The sequence below is a fragment of the Sphingomonas sp. 179-A 2A2 NHS genome (genome assembly GCF_045371305.1).
Taxonomy (GTDB): Bacteria; Pseudomonadota; Alphaproteobacteria; order Sphingomonadales; family Sphingomonadaceae; genus Sphingomonas.
The window spans coordinates 80,511-98,875 of sequence record NZ_JBIQDE010000003.1; the positions used below are offsets into that span (position 1 = coordinate 80,511).

The 18,365-nt window shown below is 63.6% G+C and carries 17 protein-coding genes; 6 read left to right on the forward strand and 11 right to left on the reverse strand.

Annotation, left to right across the window (positions count from 1 at the left end):
* Positions 1-84: 84 nt before the first annotated feature.
* The 6 genes from rseP to pyrH form a co-directional block, all read right to left on the reverse strand.
* On the reverse strand, positions 85-1,218 hold the full coding sequence (gene rseP / locus ACH0AE_RS06745) for an RIP metalloprotease RseP (RefSeq protein ID WP_294443084.1): 1,134 nt from the start codon (positions 1,216-1,218) through the stop codon (positions 85-87).
* Positions 1,215-2,372, reverse strand: coding sequence for a 1-deoxy-D-xylulose-5-phosphate reductoisomerase (locus ACH0AE_RS06750; protein WP_294443083.1), 1,158 nt, complete (start codon positions 2,370-2,372; stop codon positions 1,215-1,217). Before ACH0AE_RS06750 ends, rseP begins: the two co-directional genes overlap by 4 nt.
* Positions 2,369-3,124, reverse strand: a complete 756-nt coding sequence (locus ACH0AE_RS06755) for a phosphatidate cytidylyltransferase (RefSeq protein ID WP_294443082.1) — start codon at positions 3,122-3,124, stop codon at positions 2,369-2,371. Before ACH0AE_RS06755 ends, ACH0AE_RS06750 begins: the two co-directional genes overlap by 4 nt.
* A gap of 62 nt (positions 3,125-3,186) precedes the next feature.
* Positions 3,187-3,903, reverse strand: a complete 717-nt coding sequence (gene uppS / locus ACH0AE_RS06760; protein ID WP_406875592.1) for a polyprenyl diphosphate synthase — start codon at positions 3,901-3,903, stop codon at positions 3,187-3,189.
* 73 nt (positions 3,904-3,976) lie between these two features.
* On the reverse strand, positions 3,977-4,534 hold the full coding sequence (gene frr / locus ACH0AE_RS06765) for a ribosome recycling factor (RefSeq protein WP_294443080.1): 558 nt from the start codon (positions 4,532-4,534) through the stop codon (positions 3,977-3,979).
* A 3-nt stretch (positions 4,535-4,537) separates the two neighbouring features.
* A complete protein-coding gene (pyrH, locus tag ACH0AE_RS06770; protein WP_294443079.1) occupies positions 4,538-5,266 on the reverse strand; it encodes a UMP kinase in 729 nt (242 codons plus the stop codon).
* Positions 5,267-5,455: 189 nt separating this feature from the next.
* Here pyrH and ACH0AE_RS06775 point away from each other — a divergent pair, with 189 nt between their 5' ends.
* Together ACH0AE_RS06775 and ACH0AE_RS06780 are read left to right on the forward strand one after the other, a co-directional pair.
* Positions 5,456-5,782: a hypothetical protein gene (locus ACH0AE_RS06775; protein WP_294443078.1), complete on the forward strand. Its 327-nt coding sequence runs from the start codon at positions 5,456-5,458 to the stop codon at positions 5,780-5,782.
* 156 nt (positions 5,783-5,938) lie between these two features.
* Positions 5,939-6,247, forward strand: a complete 309-nt coding sequence (locus ACH0AE_RS06780; RefSeq protein WP_294443077.1) for a hypothetical protein — start codon at positions 5,939-5,941, stop codon at positions 6,245-6,247.
* A 32-nt stretch (positions 6,248-6,279) separates the two neighbouring features.
* On the opposite strand, the gene tsf is transcribed toward ACH0AE_RS06780, so the two are convergent.
* From tsf to ACH0AE_RS06800, 4 genes are all read right to left on the reverse strand, one after another.
* Positions 6,280-7,233 (reverse strand): translation elongation factor Ts, encoded by a 954-nt coding sequence (gene tsf / locus ACH0AE_RS06785; protein ID WP_294443076.1) that lies wholly within the window; start codon positions 7,231-7,233, stop codon positions 6,280-6,282.
* Positions 7,234-7,374: 141 nt separating this feature from the next.
* A complete protein-coding gene (gene rpsB, locus ACH0AE_RS06790; protein ID WP_294443075.1) occupies positions 7,375-8,181 on the reverse strand; it encodes a 30S ribosomal protein S2 in 807 nt (268 codons plus the stop codon).
* Positions 8,182-8,653: 472 nt separating this feature from the next.
* On the reverse strand, positions 8,654-9,520 hold the full coding sequence (locus ACH0AE_RS06795; RefSeq protein WP_294443074.1) for a phosphatidylcholine/phosphatidylserine synthase: 867 nt from the start codon (positions 9,518-9,520) through the stop codon (positions 8,654-8,656).
* Positions 9,517-10,251 carry a phosphatidylserine decarboxylase gene (locus ACH0AE_RS06800; RefSeq protein WP_294443073.1) on the reverse strand — a complete coding sequence of 245 codons (735 nt, stop codon included), beginning with the start codon at positions 10,249-10,251 and terminating at the stop codon, positions 9,517-9,519. Before ACH0AE_RS06800 ends, ACH0AE_RS06795 begins: the two co-directional genes overlap by 4 nt.
* A 116-nt stretch (positions 10,252-10,367) precedes the next feature.
* Between ACH0AE_RS06800 and ACH0AE_RS06805 the strand changes: the two genes are divergently transcribed.
* The 4 genes from ACH0AE_RS06805 (at position 10,368) to ACH0AE_RS06820 (ending at position 15,485) form a co-directional block, all read left to right on the forward strand.
* On the forward strand, positions 10,368-11,588 hold the full coding sequence (locus ACH0AE_RS06805) for an NADP-dependent isocitrate dehydrogenase (RefSeq protein ID WP_294443071.1): 1,221 nt from the start codon (positions 10,368-10,370) through the stop codon (positions 11,586-11,588).
* Between the two features lie 202 nt (positions 11,589-11,790).
* Complete coding sequence (locus tag ACH0AE_RS06810; protein WP_294443070.1) at positions 11,791-13,569, forward strand: cation:proton antiporter; 1,779 nt, start codon at positions 11,791-11,793, stop codon at positions 13,567-13,569.
* Positions 13,570-13,620: 51 nt separating this feature from the next.
* Positions 13,621-14,787, forward strand: a complete 1,167-nt coding sequence (locus ACH0AE_RS06815) for a glycosyltransferase family 1 protein (protein WP_294443068.1) — start codon at positions 13,621-13,623, stop codon at positions 14,785-14,787.
* Between the two features lie 98 nt (positions 14,788-14,885).
* Positions 14,886-15,485: a CC0125/CC1285 family lipoprotein gene (locus ACH0AE_RS06820; protein ID WP_406875594.1), complete on the forward strand. Its 600-nt coding sequence runs from the start codon at positions 14,886-14,888 to the stop codon at positions 15,483-15,485.
* Between the two features lie 108 nt (positions 15,486-15,593).
* On the opposite strand, the gene secA is transcribed toward ACH0AE_RS06820, so the two are convergent.
* A complete protein-coding gene (gene secA, locus ACH0AE_RS06825; RefSeq protein ID WP_294443064.1) occupies positions 15,594-18,329 on the reverse strand; it encodes a preprotein translocase subunit SecA in 2,736 nt (911 codons plus the stop codon).
* Between the last annotated feature and the right edge of the window lie 36 nt (positions 18,330-18,365).

An 18,365-nucleotide genomic window follows, 5' to 3' on the forward strand; every position in this document is an offset into this window, starting at 1 on the left:
GGACAAACGAAGTGTTCAAAACAGTCACCAAAGCCACCCCGGTAAGCCCAAACAAGCCCCTTCGCGCGCCCTGCCCTTGAATCGTCAACCGATCAAGCTTGCGAGGCTGCGCCAAAGGCCGAAATTCCCAAGATCATTGAAGGTCACGAGCAGCATCAACGCCAGGATCGCGGCCAATCCGCCGCGGAACGCCCATTCCTGCGCCTCCGGGCCGACGGGCCGGCGTCGCACTGCCTCAATCGCATAGAAAAGCAAGTGCCCGCCATCCAGCATCGGAACTGGCAGCAAGTTGATGAACCCCAGATTGATGGAAACCAGCGCGATCAGGAACACGAAGGCGTCCACGCCCAGAGTGATCTGTTCGCCGGAGACCTTGGCGATCGACAGGGGCCCGCCCAGTTCCTTTACGGAACGACGGCCCGTGATGATCTGCCCGATCGTCTCCACCATCATCGACAGAATGTCGCCGGTCCGCTTCACCGCCACGACAGGCGCTTCCAGCAGGCTCACGGGTTCCGTCACGCGTTCCACGCGCGCGATGCCCAACATGCCAACACGGTAGCGATTGCCGAACCGGTCGACCTGCTCGTCGATCCCGATCGTCACCGGCACCGTCATTGACTGGCCGCCGCGCACCAAACTCACTTCGGCGCGCTCGCCCGGATGGATCCGGGTATAGGCCAGCATGTCCTCGAAGATCTCGATCTCGCGATCGCCCAGCCGCGTGATGCGGTCACCCGCCTGCAGCCCGGCCTGCGCTGCGGCGCTACCTTCGACTACCATGCCCACCACCGGCGGCGTGCGCGTGTCGCCATAAGCGAAGGCGAAGCCCGCGAGGATCAGGATCGCGAGAACGAAGTTCACGATCGGGCCAGCGGCGACGATGACCGCGCGCTGCCACACCGATTTCGACTGGAAGGTCTTGTTGCGCTCCTCGGGCGGCAACGACAGCCATTCGGCCGATGGCTGGCTCACCGCGTTCATGTCGCCAGCGAAGCGCACGTAACCGCCCAGGGGCATCCAGCCGATCTTCCAGCGCGTGCCGCGCTTGTCCGTCCAGCCCGCGACTTCGCGGCCGAAGCCGATCGAAAACACGTCCGCTTTCACGCCGAACATCCGTCCGGCGAGATAATGGCCAAGCTCGTGCACGAACACGAGCGGTCCGATTACCAGGACGAAGGCGAGCAGCGTAAGCAGCAGGCCGGGAGTTTGGATCAAGCGACGCGTTCCTTCACACGCTCTTCCGCCAACGCCCGCGCTTCACGATCGATGTCCAGCACGGCATCGAGCGTTTCGGGAGCCGGTGGGTCATAGCGGTCCAGAATATCGCCGACGATTGCGGCAATTTCGAGGTAACAGGTTCGGCCGCCTAGGAAAGCTGCCACCGCCACTTCGTTCGCGGCATTGAGGATAGCCGGGTGCCCGCCACCTGCCTTCAGCGCCTCGCGCGCGAGGCGAAGCGCCGGAAAGCGCTCTTGATCGGGCGCTTCGAAGTCCAACCGACCGACCTTCACCAGGTCCAGACGCTCACCGGGAGTCGCCATTCGGTCAGGCCATGCCAACGCGCCCGCGATAGGCGTCCGCATGTCCGGCGTTCCGAGCTGCGCGATGACCGAGCCGTCGACATATTCCACCATCGAGTGGACCACCGACTGGCGATGCACCACGATCTCGATCTGGTCCGCCGTTACCGGGAACAAGTGGAATGCCTCGATCAGTTCAAGGCCCTTGTTCATCATCGTCGCCGAATCGACGGAGATCTTGGCCCCCATCGACCAATTGGGGTGCGCCATGGCCTGCGCCGGCGTGATGCCCCGCATCTCGGCGAGGCTGCTGTCGCGGAACGGACCGCCGCTCGCGGTCAGGATGATCCGGCTGACCCGCTCGGCAAGCCTGGCGTCCAAGCACTGAAAAATCGCGCTATGCTCGCTGTCCACCGGCAGCAGCGTCGCCGCATGGCGGGCAACCGCAGCTTTCATCACGTCGCCGGCCGAGACCAGCGCTTCCTTGTTGGCCAGCGCCAGCGTGCCGCCCTGCTCCACCGCAACCATGGCCGGCTTGAGACCGGCACAGCCGACGATCGCGGCAACGGTGACGTCGGCCGGCATCGCTGCCGCCTCGCACACCGCCTGCTCACCGCCAGAAGCCTCAATCCCCGTCCCCGCCAGCGCTTCACGCAGCGCCGGCAAGTAGCCTTCGTCCGCGACCACGGCGCGCTGGGCACGCGTGCGGATCGCGGCAGCTGCAAGGCGCGCCACGTCGCAATTCGCCGTCAGCGCGACGACGCGGAATTCCTCCGGCGATCGTTCGAGAAGGTCGAGCGTGGACGTACCGATCGAGCCGGTCGCGCCAAGAATGGTGACGCTTTTCATCGGTAGAGGTACGGCGCAACCACAAGCAGCGCGGCAACCGGCGCAACCGGAACGACGCCATCAAGCCGATCGAGCACGCCGCCATGTCCCGGCAGGATGTTGCCCGAGTCCTTCACGCCTGCCCGCCGCTTGAGCCAGCTTTCATACAAGTCGCCTCCTTGCGCCAGCACGGCCAGCAGCGGCGTCGCCAACGTCATACGCCAAGGCAGTCCATAGCGGACATGAAGCACAAGTGCGAGCGCGCTGGCCGCAGCAACGCCCCCGATCAGCCCGGCCCAGGTCTTGTTGGGCGACAGGCGCGGCGCCAGCTTCGGTCCGCCGATCGACCGCCCGGCAAAGAATGCGCCGATATCCGTCGCCCATACCAGCGACAGCGCCCAGAAGGCCCAGATCAGACCCTCATCCTGCCGCCGCAGGAACGTCAGCGCCAGTACCGGCAACCCGCAATACAGCACGCCGAGGCCAAGCGACGGCTTGCGCGTCACGGCACTGACGAAGAACCCCGCTCCCGCGAGAAGCCCCAGCGAGAAGAAGTCATGCACCTCGAGGACGAGCGATGCTGGCGCCATCACGGCCAGCGGCACGGACAGTGCATATTGCGCAAGACGCTTCTCGCGTGCGCTCACCTTCTGCAAATCCGACCATTCAGCCATCATGAACAGCGCAATTACGACCGCGAGCAACCAAAAGGCGACACCGCCGAACCATAATGCGCCACTTGCGACCGTGATCATCGCGACGCTGGCGATCATCCGAAGGCGCAAATTGGACGGCGTGCGGACCTTCGCGCCCGGCGTCGGGGCATCAGGCGCCGTCACAAGCCCCCGAACCGCCGTTGCCGCCCACCGAAGTTCGCCACCGCTGCGTCAAGGTCCGCCGCGCCGAAATCCGGCCACAGCGTATCCACAAACAGCAACTCGGCATAAGCCGCTTGCCACAACAGGAAATTCGACAGGCGATGCTCGCCCGACGTGCGGATCAACAGGTCGAGCGGTGGCATATCCCGCGTCTCGAGCTCTGCCTCGATCGCTGCCTCATCGATCTGTTCCGGTGGCAACCGCTCGGCGAGGCGGCGCGCCGCGCGCGCCAGTTCCGCCTGCGCACCGTAATTCAGGGCAATTGCCAGGATCGGGCCATCATTGCCCGCGCAGCGCGCAACAGCATCGTCGATCAGCGCCACCACGTCATTCGGGAAGCGGCGATAGTCGCCCAGGATCTTCAGCCGCACGTTCTCACGCACCAACTCGGCCAAGTCGCTGCGGATGAACAGCCGCAGCAGCCCCATCAGGTCCCCGATCTCCTCCTCTGGCCGACGCCAGTTTTCAGAGGAAAAGGCATAAATGGTCAGCGCCTCGATGCCGATGGCGCGCGCATGGCGAGTCACCCGCCGCACAGCCTCGACGCCAGCCTTATGGCCCGCCGCTCGCGGCAGCAGGCGCTTCTTCGCCCACCGCCCATTGCCGTCCACAATGATCGCGACGTGCCGCGGCAGCGTGGCGCTGCCGCTCGCCAGGGCGTGCGCCGTGCTCATGCCGCCACCCGAACAGGTCCGGCACTCCGCTCATGCAATCGGCACGAGTAGAACAGCAGTCGCCGCCCGCCGGTCACTTTCCGAGGATTTCCTTCTCCTTGGCCGCCGCTGCCAGGTCGATCTCGGCGATCGTCGCGTCGGTCAGCTTCTGCACTTCGGCCTCGTGGCGCTTGCGCTCGTCCTCGCCGAAAAGACCCTTCTTCTCGTCGGTCTTGAGGTTGTCCATGCCGTCACGGCGAACGTTGCGCACCGCGATCTTCGCGCGCTCCGAATAGGATCCGGCAAGCTTCGCGAGTTCCTTGCGACGCTCCTCTGTCAATTCCGGGATCGGCAGGCGCAGCGTCTGACCATCGTTGATCGGATTGAGACCAAGTCCTGCCGAACGGATCGCTTTCTCGACCGGACCGACGTTGCTCTTGTCCCAGACCTGCACGGACAGCATCCGAGGCTCCGGCACCGACACGGTCGCCACCTGGTTCAGTGGCATGTGCGAGCCATAAACTTCCACCGTCACCGGATCGAGCAGCGCGGTGGAGGCGCGCCCGGTCCGCAGACCTGCAAGATCGCTCTTCAGCGATTCGACCGCGCCGGCCATGCGGCGCTCAAGATCGGCCTTGTCGTAAGCGGCCATGTTTCAGTCTCCTGCTCGTTCCTGGACAATCGTCGACACGCCCGTCCCCGCCAGCACGGCAGCGAAATTGCCATGCTCCCGGATGTTGAACACGACGATCGGGATGTTCGAATCGCGGCACAGCGCCACCGCGCTCGCATCCATCACCTTCAGATTCTTCGACAGCACCGTGTCGTAGGATATTGTCTCGTAACGCTTTGCGTCTGGCACCTTCTTTGGATCCGCATCATAGATGCCATCGACGCTGGTGCCCTTGAACAACGCATCGCAGTTCATCTCGGCCGCCCGCAGCGCGGCGCCGCTATCGGTCGTGAAGAAGGGCGAACCCACACCAGCCGCGAAGATCACGACCCGATTCTTCTCCAGGTGGCGCACGGCGCGGCGCCGGATGAACGGCTCGCAAACGGACTGCATCGGAATGGCAGACTGAACCCGGGTATCGACGCCGATCTGCTCCAGCGCATTCTGTACCGCCAGCGCATTCATCACGGTCGCCAGCATGCCCATGTAGTCGGCAGTACCACGGTCGAAACCCTTGGCCGCCGCGGCCAGCCCGCGGAAGATGTTGCCGCCACCCACGACGACACAAAGCTCGTAGCCCTGCGCCTTCACGTCCGCGATCTCCTCGGCGACACGGGCAGTGACGGCCGGGTCGATCGCCAGCCCCCCCTCGCCCATGAGCACTTCGCCCGAGAGTTTCAGGAGGATACGGTTGTAGCGGCGGCTGGTCATGCTTCTCGATCGATGGCGGTAGGCGGCGCGGACCTTAGGCGGGGCACGTTATCCCCGCAACCGGGTACATCGGGTTGGTGCACGATTGAACCTACGCCAGTTCGTGACGTTGTTCATGATGTAGCAATGATGTGGTGACCAGCATCGACAAGCGATGATAGAGTTCGCGCAGGATAGGGGAGAGCGACGATGAAAAAGGCGATCCCGATCGCAGTCCTGCTGGGACTCGGTGCAGTTGCTCCCACGCTGGCGCAGACTGTCTATTCACAGCCGGGCAACGCGATCAAATCGTACGACCGACTCGAGCTGCAGCAGATCTACTTCCACCGACTCAACAGCCTGCGCGCCGAAGCGCTGGACCGGCAGGCTCATGACGGCGGCACGCTCAGCCCAGCAAGCCGCGCCTATCTCCAGGTCAAGCTCGACAAGATCAACGCGACCCGAGAGCGCGACGCGCGTCGAAATGATCTGATGTCGGTCGACGCTTTCAGCGTCGAGCGTCGTGGCAACGACTAAGGGAGGCGGGACGCCCCGACCCATGGCCAGGCCGGCGGCGTTCCGCCCACTATCAAGCGGTCAGTTCGGCCCGCCTGTTCTGCGGTACGTTGATTGGAGAAACATAAAGGAGGACGGCGATGAAGAAGGGTGTCTCGATCGCAATCATGCTAGGTCTTGGCGTCGCAATTCCAGCCGCGGCCCAGACGGTTTACAGCCAGCCGGTCCTCGAGCGTAAAAATCTATAACCGCATCGAACTTCAGCAGATCTACGTCTACCGGCCCAACAGCCTTCGCGAGGAGGCGCTGCGCCAGCAGGCGGCGGATGGCGGCACGCTCCGCCCGGAAAGCCGTGCTTACCTCCAGGCCAAGCTGGACAGGATCAACGCGACTCGTTCGCGCGACGCGCGCCGCAATGATCAGAAGTCGGTCGGCCAATTCGGCGAGCCCCTTGCCGGCACCGACGAAAAGGATGCGCTGCCCTGATCATAACCAGGGCAGCGTCATTTCTTACTTGCTCAGGCGGCGGGTTCCGCCTGCTTGTTCTGCGGCACGCCCGAGGCAGCAGCGACTTCGGCAGCGAAGTCCGACGCCTCCTTCTCAATGCCCTCGCCCAGCTGGAAGCGGACATAGTCCTTGAGCACGATCGGCTTGCCGGCTTCCTTGCCAGCCTTGGCGACGACGTCGCTGATCTTGGTCTTGCCGTCCATCACGAACAGCTGGCTGACGAGCGCGTGCTCCTTGCGGTACTTCGCAATGGTGCCTTCGACCATCTTGGCGACGATGTCCGCGGGCTTGCCGCTCTCGCCGGCCTTCTCAGCGGCAATCGCGCGTTCGCGCTCGATCTCCGCCTCATCGAGGTCTTCTTCGTTCAGCGCCTTCGGGAAGGCTGCGGCGACGTGCATCGCCAGCTGCTTGCCCAGGCTCTGCAGCACTTCATCCGGTGCCTCGCTCTCAAGAGCGACGAGGACGCCGATCTTGCCGAGGCCCGGCGACTGCTGGTTGTGGACATAGCCGACCACCGCACCCTTCGACACTTCGAGCGTCTTCGCACGGCGCAGCGACTGGTTTTCACCGATGGTCGCGACGTTGTTGGTCAGTACTTCCTCGACCGTCTTGCCGGTCGGCATCGGCTGGCTCTTCAGCGCTTCCACGTCGCTGCCGGTCGCCAGCGCGATCGCGGTTACTTCGCGCACGAACTGCTGGAACTGGTCGTTCTTCGCGACGAAGTCCGTCTCCGAGTTCACCTCAACCGCAGCACCCTTGTTGCCGCTGGTCGCGATGCCGACGAGGCCCTCGGCCGCGGTGCGGCTTGACTTCTTGGCTGCCGCCGCGAGCCCCTTGGTGCGCAGCCAATCCATCGCCGCGTCCATGTCGCCGCCGGTCTCGTTCAGCGCTTTCTTGCAATCCATCATGCCGGCGCCGCTCTTTTCGCGCAGCTCCTTGACCATCGCTGCCGTGATATCGGCCATTGTCATTTCCTTCAGATCAAATTGGCCCGCCAGCGCCGAGCCCGCCGAGACGCCCATTTTCTGCCCGCAATATTGCGGTAGAAAGACAGCGCCTCGACGGGCTCAGCTCGAACGGGAGATGAAGCTCGTCGAGGCGACCGCTTAGGCGTCAACCTGCTGCGATTCCTCGGTGCCGGCAGCAGCCACCACCGGGTCGCTGCCGAGCGCCTCTTCAGCCGGCGGCTCTGCCATCGCGCCGAGATCGGCACCGCCACGGCGCTGCTGCTCCGCATTGCCGCGGGTCGCCGCGATCGCCACCGCTTCGCAGTACAGGCGGATCGCGCGGCTCGCGTCGTCATTGGCCGGAACCGGGAACGCGATGCCGTCCGGCGACACGTTCGAATCGAGGATCGCGACGACCGGGATACCCAGCGTGTTCGCTTCCTTGATCGCCAGCTCTTCCTTGTTGGCGTCGATCACGAACATGATATCCGGAATGCCGCCCATGTCGCGAATACCGCCCAGGCTCATCTCGAGCTTGTCGCGTTCGCGGGTGAGCTGGAGGACTTCCTTCTTGGTGAGGCCGTGGGTGTCACCCGACAGCTGCTCCTCAAGCGACTTCAGCCGCTTGATCGAGTTCGAGATCGTCTTCCAGTTGGTGAGCATACCGCCCAGCCAACGATGGTTCACGAAATGCTGGCCCGCGCGGCGGGCCGCATCGGCAACAGGCTCCTGCGCCTGGCGCTTGGTGCCCACGAACAGCACCTTGCCGCCGGAGGCGACGGTCGAGCTGATGAACTCAAGCGCACGCGCGAACAGCGGCACGGTCTGCGAGAGGTCGATGATGTGGACGCCGTTGCGCTCGCCGAACAGATACGGCTTCATCTTCGGATTCCAGCGGTGAGTCTGGTGACCGAAGTGCGCGCCGGTTTCGATAAGCTGCTGCATCGAGACGACAGGTGCCGCCATGGTATATCTTCCTTCCGGTTAAGCCTCTGGGAAGCGGATGACGCGAGCCTGAAAGGCAGCGCACCGGTGAGATAGCTTCCCATGCGGAGTTGAGGCCGCGCGCTTAGCGGAAGGCGAAACTGAACGCAAGCTCTTGACCACCCGGAACGGATGTGGAACTAGGTCCGGAACAAAGCGCGAACTCGTGTAGCAGGAGTACCGAACACGGTTGCTCAGGCTGCACACCGGGCACCGGTGGAACCATGAATGTTTTCATCGGTTTGCGGGTGATGGTTCGCGATGGTGAGGAGGCGAACGATGATGACGTTGATTAGCTTAGGCGTTTTCGCTGGGACGTTGGGCGTCTCGATCTTTGCCATCGCAGCGACGGTCGCGCCCCGTGCTGATCGGATCATGGCCGCGCTGCTCGGTCGGCCCCAGTCGCAGCGTGCGCCGCTCGCGCAGTTGGTGCTGGCAGAGCGGCGGATCGCTGTCAGGCGGTGGGCGGCGCAGCCGCGATCGGCTGCGACGATCCGGACGCGCGCAGCCGCTTGACCCGGGCGTAGCTTGCGATGCTGAACGGGATCGCCAGCAGATAAGCGATACTCAGAGCACTGGTCGTATGCCACGGCGCGGAGACAGCCGCCGCTCCCACGATCACTACCACCGCCAGCGCCTCGAAACGGATGTTCCGGCGCAGGCGAAGCGACGACCAAGACCAGGTGGCAAGGCTTGATACCAGCAGCACGGCGACCAGCGCCGTCCAGGGCGCAACGACATAGGGCGACCGGAAGACCGGCTCTTCCGTCCAGAACCACAGGAAAAGCGGAAGGAAGGCGAGCCCAGCACCTGCGGGGGCTGGCACGCCGGTGAGAAATCCGGCGGATTTATGCGGTTGTTCGTCCGCGTCGATATTGGCGTTGAAGCGGGCGAGCCGAAGCGCACAGAAGACGGCCAGCATCAGCGACGCCATCCAGCCAAAGCGCGGCAGGCTGGAAAGCGACCAGAGGTAGAGGATCAGTGCCGGCGCCACACCGAACGAGATGGCGTCGGCCAGCGAATCCAGCTCCGCTCCGAAGCGGCTTTCGCCGTGGAGCAGCCGCGCGATCCGACCGTCGATTCCGTCAAGCAGCCCCGCGATGAGCACAAATGCAACTGCCAGCTGCCAGTGCGTCGACACCCGGTCCATCAGCGCAGTCAGGTCCGCCCCCTGGAACAGGGCAAGATCGTTCTCCATCATCCGCGCCTTGACCGCGAACTGGATCCCGCTGAGCCCCGAGCAAAGCGCGAGCGCCGTTACCGCATTGGGCGCCACCGCGCGCAGCGGCAATCCGCGACGCGTGCGCGTCGGCTGCCTCACTGCGACACTCCCGTCGCCGGTTGAGCGCCGGCGCGCGCGAGGACGGTTTCGCCCGCGATCGCACGCTGGCCGAGTGCCACCTGCGGTGCATAGCCGGCCGGCAGATAGACGTCGACGCGGCTGCCGAAGCGGATCAAACCCACGCGCTGCCCGGACGCCACCATGTCGCCGACCTTCACGAAGCCCATGATCCGCCTTGCTACCAGGCCGGCGATCTGGGTGAAGCCGACCTTCACCCCGTCATGCCCCTCGACGACGAAATGCTGGCGTTCATTGTCTTCCGACGCCTTGTCGAGATCCGCGTTCAGGAACTTGCCCGAGATGTAGACGATCTGCCGGATCGTACCGGCAATCGGCGCGCGATTGATGTGAACGTCGAAGACGCTCATGAATACCGACACGCGGGTGCGATGCGTTTCGCCCAGCTCCGCAACCAGTTCCCGCGGCACCGGAACCTCCGCGATCATCGTCACCAGCCCGTCGGCCGGCGAGATGATCAGGTCCTCGCCCCGCGGCGTGGTGCGGATCGGATCGCGGAAGAACGCCGCGACCCAGATCGTGACGAACAGCAGCGGCCAGAAGAACACGTTGTGGACGATCGTCATCAGCAAGGTGATGCCGAACGCGATTGCGACGAACTTCTGGCCCTCCGGATGAACAGCCGGGAAACGCCACTTGACGGTGGTGGTGACGGGCAGGCCCTGCGTTTCGGGCTTTTCTAATGATGGCATGCGGCCTCGTGTAGCGGCGGTATCCGCCCCGCACAACGCAGCGGGAACGATGGTTGATCCCCCGCCCCCTTCCCCGTATCGACCGCGCCAAACCCTCCCCTCAAAGGAAACGGAACATGGCCAAGATCAAGGTGAAAACGCCCGTCGTGGAGATCGACGGCGACGAGATGACGCGGATCATCTGGGAATGGATCCGTGAGCGCCTGATCAAGCCCTACCTCGATATCGAGCTCGATTATTACGACCTGGGTATCCAGAAGCGCGACGAGACCAACGACCAGATCACCATCGACAGTGCGCACGCAACCCAGAAGTATGGCGTCGCCGTAAAGTGCGCGACGATCACGCCGGACGAGGCGCGCGTCGAGGAATTCGGCCTCAAGCAGATGTGGAAGTCGCCCAACGGCACGATCCGCAACATCCTCGGCGGCGTGATCTTCCGCGAACCGATCGTGATCAAGAACGTCCCCCGCCTGATCCCGGGCTGGACCCACCCGATCGTCGTCGGCCGCCACGCATTCGGCGACCAATATCGCGCGACCGACTTCAAGGTGCCCGGCAAGGGCAAGCTGACCATGAAGTTCGAGGGTGAGGACGGCACCGTCATCGAGAAGGACGTGTACGACTTCCCGGAAGCGGGCGTCGCCATGGGCATGTACAACCTCGACCAGTCGATCCGCGATTTCGCGCGCGCGTCGATGAACTACAGCCTTGGCCGCGGCTGGCCGCTGTATCTCTCGACCAAGAACACGATCCTCAAGGCCTATGACGGACGCTTCAAGGACCTGTTCGCCGAGGTGTTCGAAGCCGAGTTCGCGACGAAGTTCAAGGAAGCGGGCATCGTCTACGAGCATCGCCTGATCGACGACATGGTCGCATCGGCACTGAAGTGGAGCGGCGAGTTCGTCTGGGCCTGCAAGAACTATGACGGCGACGTCCAGTCGGATCAGGTGGCGCAGGGCTTCGGCTCGCTCGGCCTGATGACCTCGGTGCTGATGACGCCGGACGGCAAGACGATCGAGGCCGAAGCGGCGCACGGCACTGTCACCCGCCACTATCGCCAGCACCAGCAGGGCAAGGCGACCTCGACCAACCCGATCGCGTCGATCTTCGCCTGGACCGGCGGTCTCAAGTATCGGGGCAAGTTCGACAACACGCCGGACGTTACGCGCTTCGCCGAAACGCTCGAGCAGGTCTGCATCGAGACGGTCGAGAACGGGGACATGACCAAGGATCTCGCGATCCTGATCGGCCCAGACCAGAAGTGGATGACCACCGAGCAGTTCTTCGAGGCAGTCCGCCAGAACCTCGAAAACAAGATGGCCACTTGGGCCTGATCTGAGCGAACCGAACCGGGCGGGCGCAGGCACGCTCGCCCGGCCTCGATCCCCCTACGCAATCTTCATCCACACAACGACACCGCGTCTTTTCTTACGCGGCACCGTCGCCGCCCCCCGCCCACGCCCGTTAGCAGCACCGATTAGAATGAACTGACGGTTAGGCACGACAAACGCACATCACCCTGCTTAGTGTGCGTCCATGGCATTGCGACTGGATAATGAAGGTTTCTCCGACGCCCTGGTGATCCTGGGCGCAGCGGGCATGGTGATCCCGGCGTTCGCGAGATTCAAAGTCAGCCCGATCATCGGGTTCATTCTTGTGGGAGTGCTCGTAGGACCATCCGGCCTCGGCGCGCACGTCGATATCGCCCCCTGGCTATTCTACGTCACGATTACCGATCCCGATTCGATCGAGCCGTTCGCCGAGTTCGGCATCATCCTGTTGCTCTTCTCGATCGGGCTCGAGCTTTCGTTCCGGCGCTTATGGTCGATGCGACGGCTCGTATTCGGCACTGGCAGCGCCGAGTTGTTCGGCTCCGCCCTGATCATCGCGATCGCGCTTCATTACCTCGGCCAGGGATGGTCGGGAGCAGCCGGTCTCGGCCTTGCTCTGGCGCTGTCGTCGACCGCACTGGTCCTGCCACTCGTAGGAACCGCAAGTCCGGTCGGACGCAGTGCCTTCGCGATGCTGCTGTTCGAGGATCTTGCCCTCGTTCCTATCATCTTTGCGCTCGGGGCCCTCGCGCCCACGGCCGGGGATGGCGGGTGGAGCGGGATCGGGCTGGTCGCGCTCCGAGGGGGTGTGACGGTCGTCGCCATGTACCTGGGTGGCCGCCTCGTTCTGCCTCGTCTGTTCGCTCAGGCGGCGCGTACAAAAAGCCCCGAACTGTTTCTCGCTGCATCGCTGCTGGTCGTCATCGTGGCCAGCGTAGCGACCACAGCGGCCGGCTTATCACCGATCGTCGGTGCGCTTCTCGCAGGGCTGCTCATCGCGGAAACGGAATACCACACCGAGGTTGAAGTGATGACGGCGCCCTTCAAGGGCCTTGCGCTTGGCGTCTTCCTGATCACCGTTGGCATGAGCCTTGATCTAAGTGCCATTGCAGAGAATTGGTCAACGCTCCTGCTGGCGGTTGCTGGCGTAGTCACGGTGAAGACGCTGGTCACATTCTTGCTGCTGAGGGTGGCCGGTGCGCGTGTCGGCGTCGCGACCGAAACCGGACTCCTGATGGGAAGCCCTTCGGAAACGACCCTCATTGTGCTCGCTACCGCTGCGCAGGCGCAGCTGATCCTGCCCTCCACCGCAGCCTTTTGGCAGACCGTGACGGCAATCGGTCTGACGATGACCCCGCTGTTGGCGAAGGCGGGGCACGCTATTTCAAAGCGTATCGAGGAAGGGGGCGAACCGGTCGTGGCCGAACAGGAAGATGGTGGCCGCGCGGTTATCATCGGTTTCGGCCGTGTCGGCCAGTTGATTGCCGAGATGCTCAGAACTCACGACATCCCTTACATCGCGGTCGAGGCGGACATCGATGCCGTAAAGGCGGGGCGCCTCGCCGGTCACCCCGTGGTGTTCGGGGATGTTGTTCGGCAAGAGCTCGTAGACCGCCTCAACCTCCCCCAGGCGCGCGCTCTCATCCTGACGATGGACGATCCCGTCCTCACCGTCCGCCTTGCGCGCCGGGTGCGCAACGTCGCCCCCGACCTGCCGATCATCGCCCGTGCGCGGGACCCCGGCCATGCTGCCGAACTGTATCGTGCAGGGGTGACGGATGCTGTGCCGGAGACATTGGAAAGCTCGCTTCAGCTGTCAGAGGCGGTGCTGGTCGATCTAGGCGTTCCGATGGGGCCGGTCATTGCCTCGATCCACGAGAAGCGCGACGAGCTACGCCAAACCATCCGCGCGGAGGCTGAACTCAACCGGGAGCCGCGCATCCGTCGCGTTCCCCGCTTAAGCGAGATCGGAACTATTCGCTGATCGGTCGCTTGGCCTAGGCTTCGCCGCAATAGGAAGCTACGCGCCCCCATCATGCAGCCGTCTGACCTCCGTGTCGCGCTCTTCAGCGGCAATTACAATTACGTACGTGATGGTGCGAATCAGGCATTGAACCTGCTCGTCGGGCATCTTCTTCGCCGCGGCGTCACCGCTCGCGTCTATTCGCCCACCGTCGCCAACCCGGCATTCCCGGCCACCGGTGATCTCGTCGACGTTCCGGCGATTCCCCTGCCCGGCGGACGCGGCGAGTACCGCGCGGCCCGTGGCCTTCCCGCGAAAGTTCGCCAGGACCTTGCGACATTCCGGCCCAACCTGATCCACGTTTCGGCACCGGATTTTCTGGGCCATCGCGCGGTCAGCTACGCACGTCGACACGGCATCGCGCGGATCGCCTCGCTTCACACGCGATTTGAGACGTACCCGCGCTATTACGGCTTGGGCTTCCTGGAGCCACTGGCCGAGCGCCTCCTTACCCGGTTCTACAATCGGGTCGATCGCGTGCTGGTACCTGGCACCCTGCTGGCCGAAATCCTCCACGGCTGGGGCGTTCAAACGCCGACGACGGTGTGGTCCCGCGGCGTCAATCACGAACGCTTCTCCCCGAAACGGCGTGATCTTGGTTGGCGTCGAACGCTCGGCATTGGCGAAGACGAGGTCGCGATCGGCTTCCTGGGCCGCTTGGTGAAGGAGAAGGGACTCGACGTCTTCGCCGACGTCGTCGCAGAATTGCGCCGCCGCGGCGTTCCGCACCGCGTGCTCGTGATTGGCGCTGGCCCGGCACGGCAATGGTTCGCGGAGCAAGTCCCCAACGCCGCCTTCGCCGGGTTCCAATCGGGTGACGAACTCGGTCGCGCCGTCGCGTCGATGGATTTGTTCTTCAATCCCAGCGTGACGGAGACATTCGGCAACGTCACGCTGGAAGCAATGGCCGCCGGCGTTCCCGTGGTTGCTGCCCGCGCCACCGGGGCCGTGGGGCTCGTCGACGATGGCGTAACGGGTGTGCTCGTCGAGCCGCGCAACATCTCGGGTTATGCGGATGCAATCGAAAAGCTCGTGCTCGATCACGACGCGCGACGAACCATGGGTATAATGGGCAGTCGCAAGGCCGCAGGCTATCGGTGGGACACGATCAACGAAGGCGTCCTGACGACCTATCTGGCTCTCATGAACGAAAGAGACAAGTCACTAGAAACACGATGAAATGTTCTTGATTGGAGCCAACCGGTTCATCGTACGTTCCGGTAACGTAATCTAGAGCTGACAGGTTCCGCCGTCCTGGCGGGCTCGGAGACGACACCATGACATTATTCCGTTCCGGTCGCGGGCTGTTGATGGCGGCGGCTGCTTCCGGCGCCTTGCTGGTCAGTGCCTGCGCGACGGAGACCCCTTATCGCCCGGCCACAGGATCTGGTTTCAATCGCACCGGTTTCAGTGAGCGTCAGGTGGAAACGAACCGCTTCCTCGTCACCTTCGCTGGCAATTCGGTCACTGATCGCGACACTGTGGAGCGCTACCTGCTATATCGCGCTGCAGAGCTCACGCTTCAGCACGGCTATGACTATTTCGTCATGGTCGACCGCGAGACTGATCGTCAGGCTCGCACCTATACCACGGGTACCGGGTTCGGTCCCGGCTGGGGATACGGCGGCTTCGGTGGGTATTGGGGCCCGTCGTGGCGCTATTATGGTCGCCCGTGGGGCGGCTGGGGTGGTTGGGGCGGCTGGGGTGGCGGTTTCCGCGACTTCGACGTGCGTACCGTCGATCGCTACGAAGCCTCTGCCGAGATCGTGATGCGCAAGGGAACCCCGCCGGCCAACGAGGTCCGCGCATTCAACGCCCGTGACGTCGTCGAGCGGCTCGGGCCAACCATTGTCCTGCCGGGCCAGCAGCGCCGCTGATCTCGGATCCTAGTCACGAGAAAGCCCCGCCGTCTCCGGCGGGGCTTTTTTTTATGTCCTGAGAGAAACGCTGCCGACATCTGAACGTGCCGGCAACGCCCCCCAGCCTTACACGGCGCCGTGGCAGTGCTTGTACTTGCGCCCCGAGCCGCACGGGCACGGTGAATTGCGGCTGACCACGCCCTTCCAGCTTTCCGGATCCTCGCCGAGCTCGGCCTCCGTCCGCGGCGCGACCTGCATCGGCGGCAGCTGCGTCTGGATCAGGCCAAGCGTGCCGGCATCGATATCGTTCGAATTGTCTTCCCCGGAGAACGGGTCGAAATGGGTCGTGATGAAGTCCGGCAGCTCAGGTAGTTCCGGCATCGGCTGCAGGCGGAACTCGGCGTGCGCGATCGTCTTCGTTACGTCCTCGCGGATGCTGTCCAGCATCCGCTGGAACAGCGCAAACGCCTCCTGTTTATACTCGTTGATCGGCGTCTTCTGTGCGTAGGCGCGCAGGTGGACAACTTGGCGCAGCGCATCCAGAGTCGCGAGATGCTCCTTCCAGTGATGATCCAGGTTCTGGAGCAGGATCGACTTCTCGATTGACGTCCACGTTGCGGGTTCGAGGTCTGCCGCCTTCCCTGCGATCAGCGCGTCGGCTTCGGCCTGCACCCGTTCCGTGACCAGTTCGGGGTCGATCGCATCTTCCTTCAGCCATTCGTCGATCGGCGGATGCACGTTCAGCACATCGGCGAGCCGGGCCTTCATGCCTTCGATATCCCATTGCTCCGGATAAGAGCCGACCGGGCATGCCTCGCCGACGATCGCGTTCACCGTCTCCGCGCGCATGTCCTCCACCACGTCGCCGACGGTCTCGGCGTCCATGATGTCGGCGCGCTGCTCGTAGATCACCTTGCGCTGATCGTTCATCACGTCGTCATATTCGACGACCTGCTTGCGAATGTCGTAGTTGCGCGCCTCGACCTTCTTCTGCGCGGTCTCGATCGCCTTCGTCAGCCACTTGCTGCCGATCGCCTCGCCATCTTCGATATTGTTGCGCATCATCTTCGCGAACAGCGTGTCCGGGCCAAAGATGCGCAGCAGATCGTCGTCAAGGCTGAGGTAGAAGCGGCTGAGGCCCGGATCGCCCTGCCGACCAGAACGACCGCGCAGCTGGTTGTCGATCCGCCGGCTTTCGTGCCGCTCGGTACCGAGCACGAACAGGCCGCCGGCTTCCAGCACGCGCTCCTTTTCGGCCGCGATTTCGGCCTTGATCTGCTCGATCGCCGCATCGCGCTCTGGGCCCTCCGGCATGCCGGCGAGCTCATCCTCAACACGGAACTCGAGATTGCCGCCCAGCTGAATGTCGGTGCCGCGGCCGGCCATGTTGGTGGCGATCGTCACCGCACCCAGGCGGCCCGCCTGCGCCACGATTCGTGCTTCCTGCTCATGGAAGCGCGCATTCAGCACTGAATGGTCGACGCCTTCCTGCCGCAGGAAGTCGCTCAGCATCTCGGACTTTTCGATCGATACGGTGCCAACCAGAACCGGCTGGCCCTTCTCCGCATGCTCACGGATCCGTTTCGCGATGGCGCGGAACTTGTCGTGCGTATCCTTGTAGAACTCGTCCTCCTCGTCGACACGACGGATCGGATTGTTCGTGGGGATCGTGACGACGTTCATCTTGTAGATGTCGTAGAACTCGGCCGCTTCGGTCGCGGCCGTACCGGTCATGCCGGCAAGCTTCGGATACATGCGGAAATAGTTTTGGAAGGTGATCGAGGCCATGGTCTGGTTCTCAGGCTCGATCTGCACGCCTTCCTTGGCTTCCACCGCCTGGTGCAGGCCGTCCGACCAGCGCCGGCCGTCCATCATTCGACCAGTGAACTCGTCGATGATGATGACCTTGCCGTCCTTGACAATGTAATCCGTGTCGCGCTTGAACATCACGTTGGCGCGCAACGACTGATTGAGGTGGTGCACCACCTGGGTGTTCTCGAAATCGTAGAGATTAGCGCCTTCCAGCAGCCCCGCGGCTTCCAGCAGCCGCTCGACCCGCTCCGTGCCCTCTTCGGTCAGGACGATCGTCTTCTGCTTCTCGTCCTTCTCATAGTCTTCCGACGTGATCTGCTTCACGACCGCATCGACCTTGATGTACAGGTCGCTCTTGTCGTCGGTGGGGCCGGAGATGATCAGCGGCGTACGCGCTTCGTCGATCAGCACCGAATCGACTTCGTCGACGATCGCCATCGCGAACGGGCGCTGCACCATCGACGAGCGCTCATACTTCATGTTGTCGCGCAAATAGTCGAAGCCGAACTCGTTGTTCGTGCCGTACGTGATGTCGGCGGCGTAGGCCTCGCGGCGCTGATCGTCGGTCAGATTCGGCACGATTACGCCGACGGTGAGCCCAAGGAAGCGGTAGACCCGACCCATCCACTCAGCGTCACGTGCGGCAAGATAATCGTTAACGGTGATGACGTGGACGCCGTCGCCCGGCAGCGCGTTCAGGTAGGTGGCGAGCGTTGCCACCAGCGTCTTGCCTTCACCCGTGCGCATCTCGGCAATTTCGCCGCGGTGGAGCACGATACCGCCAACCATCTGCACATCATAATGCCGCTGGCCGAGGACGCGCCGCGCAGCTTCGCGAACCGTCGCGAACGCTTCCGGCAACAGGCTATCGAGCTTCTCGCCGTTAGCCAGCCGTTCGCGGAACAACACGGTCTGATGCGAGAGCGTCGCGTCGTCCATCGCCTGCAGCGTCGGCTCAAACGACGCGATTTTGGCGAGAATCGGATTGAGCGAACGGACGTAGCGATCGTTGGACGAGCCGAAGAGCGACTTGGCGAGATTGCCGAACATGGGCTGGATTCCTGATAATCAGTGCGGCGCGGCAGC

Coding starts and splice junctions, on each gene's coding strand:
- ACH0AE_RS06805 (WP_294443071.1), top strand. CDS start 10,368: ATGGCCAAGATCAAGGTGAAAACGCCCGTCGTGGAGATCGACGGCGAC.
- secA (WP_294443064.1), bottom strand. CDS start 18,329: ATGTTCGGCAATCTCGCCAAGTCGCTCTTCGGCTCGTCCAACGATCGC.
- rpsB (WP_294443075.1), bottom strand. CDS start 8,181: ATGGCGGCACCTGTCGTCTCGATGCAGCAGCTTATCGAAACCGGCGCG.
- ACH0AE_RS06820 (WP_406875594.1), top strand. CDS start 14,886: ATGACATTATTCCGTTCCGGTCGCGGGCTGTTGATGGCGGCGGCTGCT.
- ACH0AE_RS06775 (WP_294443078.1), top strand. CDS start 5,456: ATGAAAAAGGCGATCCCGATCGCAGTCCTGCTGGGACTCGGTGCAGTT.
- ACH0AE_RS06810 (WP_294443070.1), top strand. CDS start 11,791: ATGGCATTGCGACTGGATAATGAAGGTTTCTCCGACGCCCTGGTGATC.
- uppS (WP_406875592.1), bottom strand. CDS start 3,903: ATGAGCACGGCGCACGCCCTGGCGAGCGGCAGCGCCACGCTGCCGCGG.
- pyrH (WP_294443079.1), bottom strand. CDS start 5,266: ATGACCAGCCGCCGCTACAACCGTATCCTCCTGAAACTCTCGGGCGAA.
- ACH0AE_RS06815 (WP_294443068.1), top strand. CDS start 13,621: ATGCAGCCGTCTGACCTCCGTGTCGCGCTCTTCAGCGGCAATTACAAT.
- ACH0AE_RS06800 (WP_294443073.1), bottom strand. CDS start 10,251: ATGCCATCATTAGAAAAGCCCGAAACGCAGGGCCTGCCCGTCACCACC.
- ACH0AE_RS06755 (WP_294443082.1), bottom strand. CDS start 3,124: ATGATCGCCAGCGTCGCGATGATCACGGTCGCAAGTGGCGCATTATGG.
- tsf (WP_294443076.1), bottom strand. CDS start 7,233: ATGGCCGATATCACGGCAGCGATGGTCAAGGAGCTGCGCGAAAAGAGC.
- ACH0AE_RS06750 (WP_294443083.1), bottom strand. CDS start 2,372: ATGAAAAGCGTCACCATTCTTGGCGCGACCGGCTCGATCGGTACGTCC.
- frr (WP_294443080.1), bottom strand. CDS start 4,534: ATGGCCGCTTACGACAAGGCCGATCTTGAGCGCCGCATGGCCGGCGCG.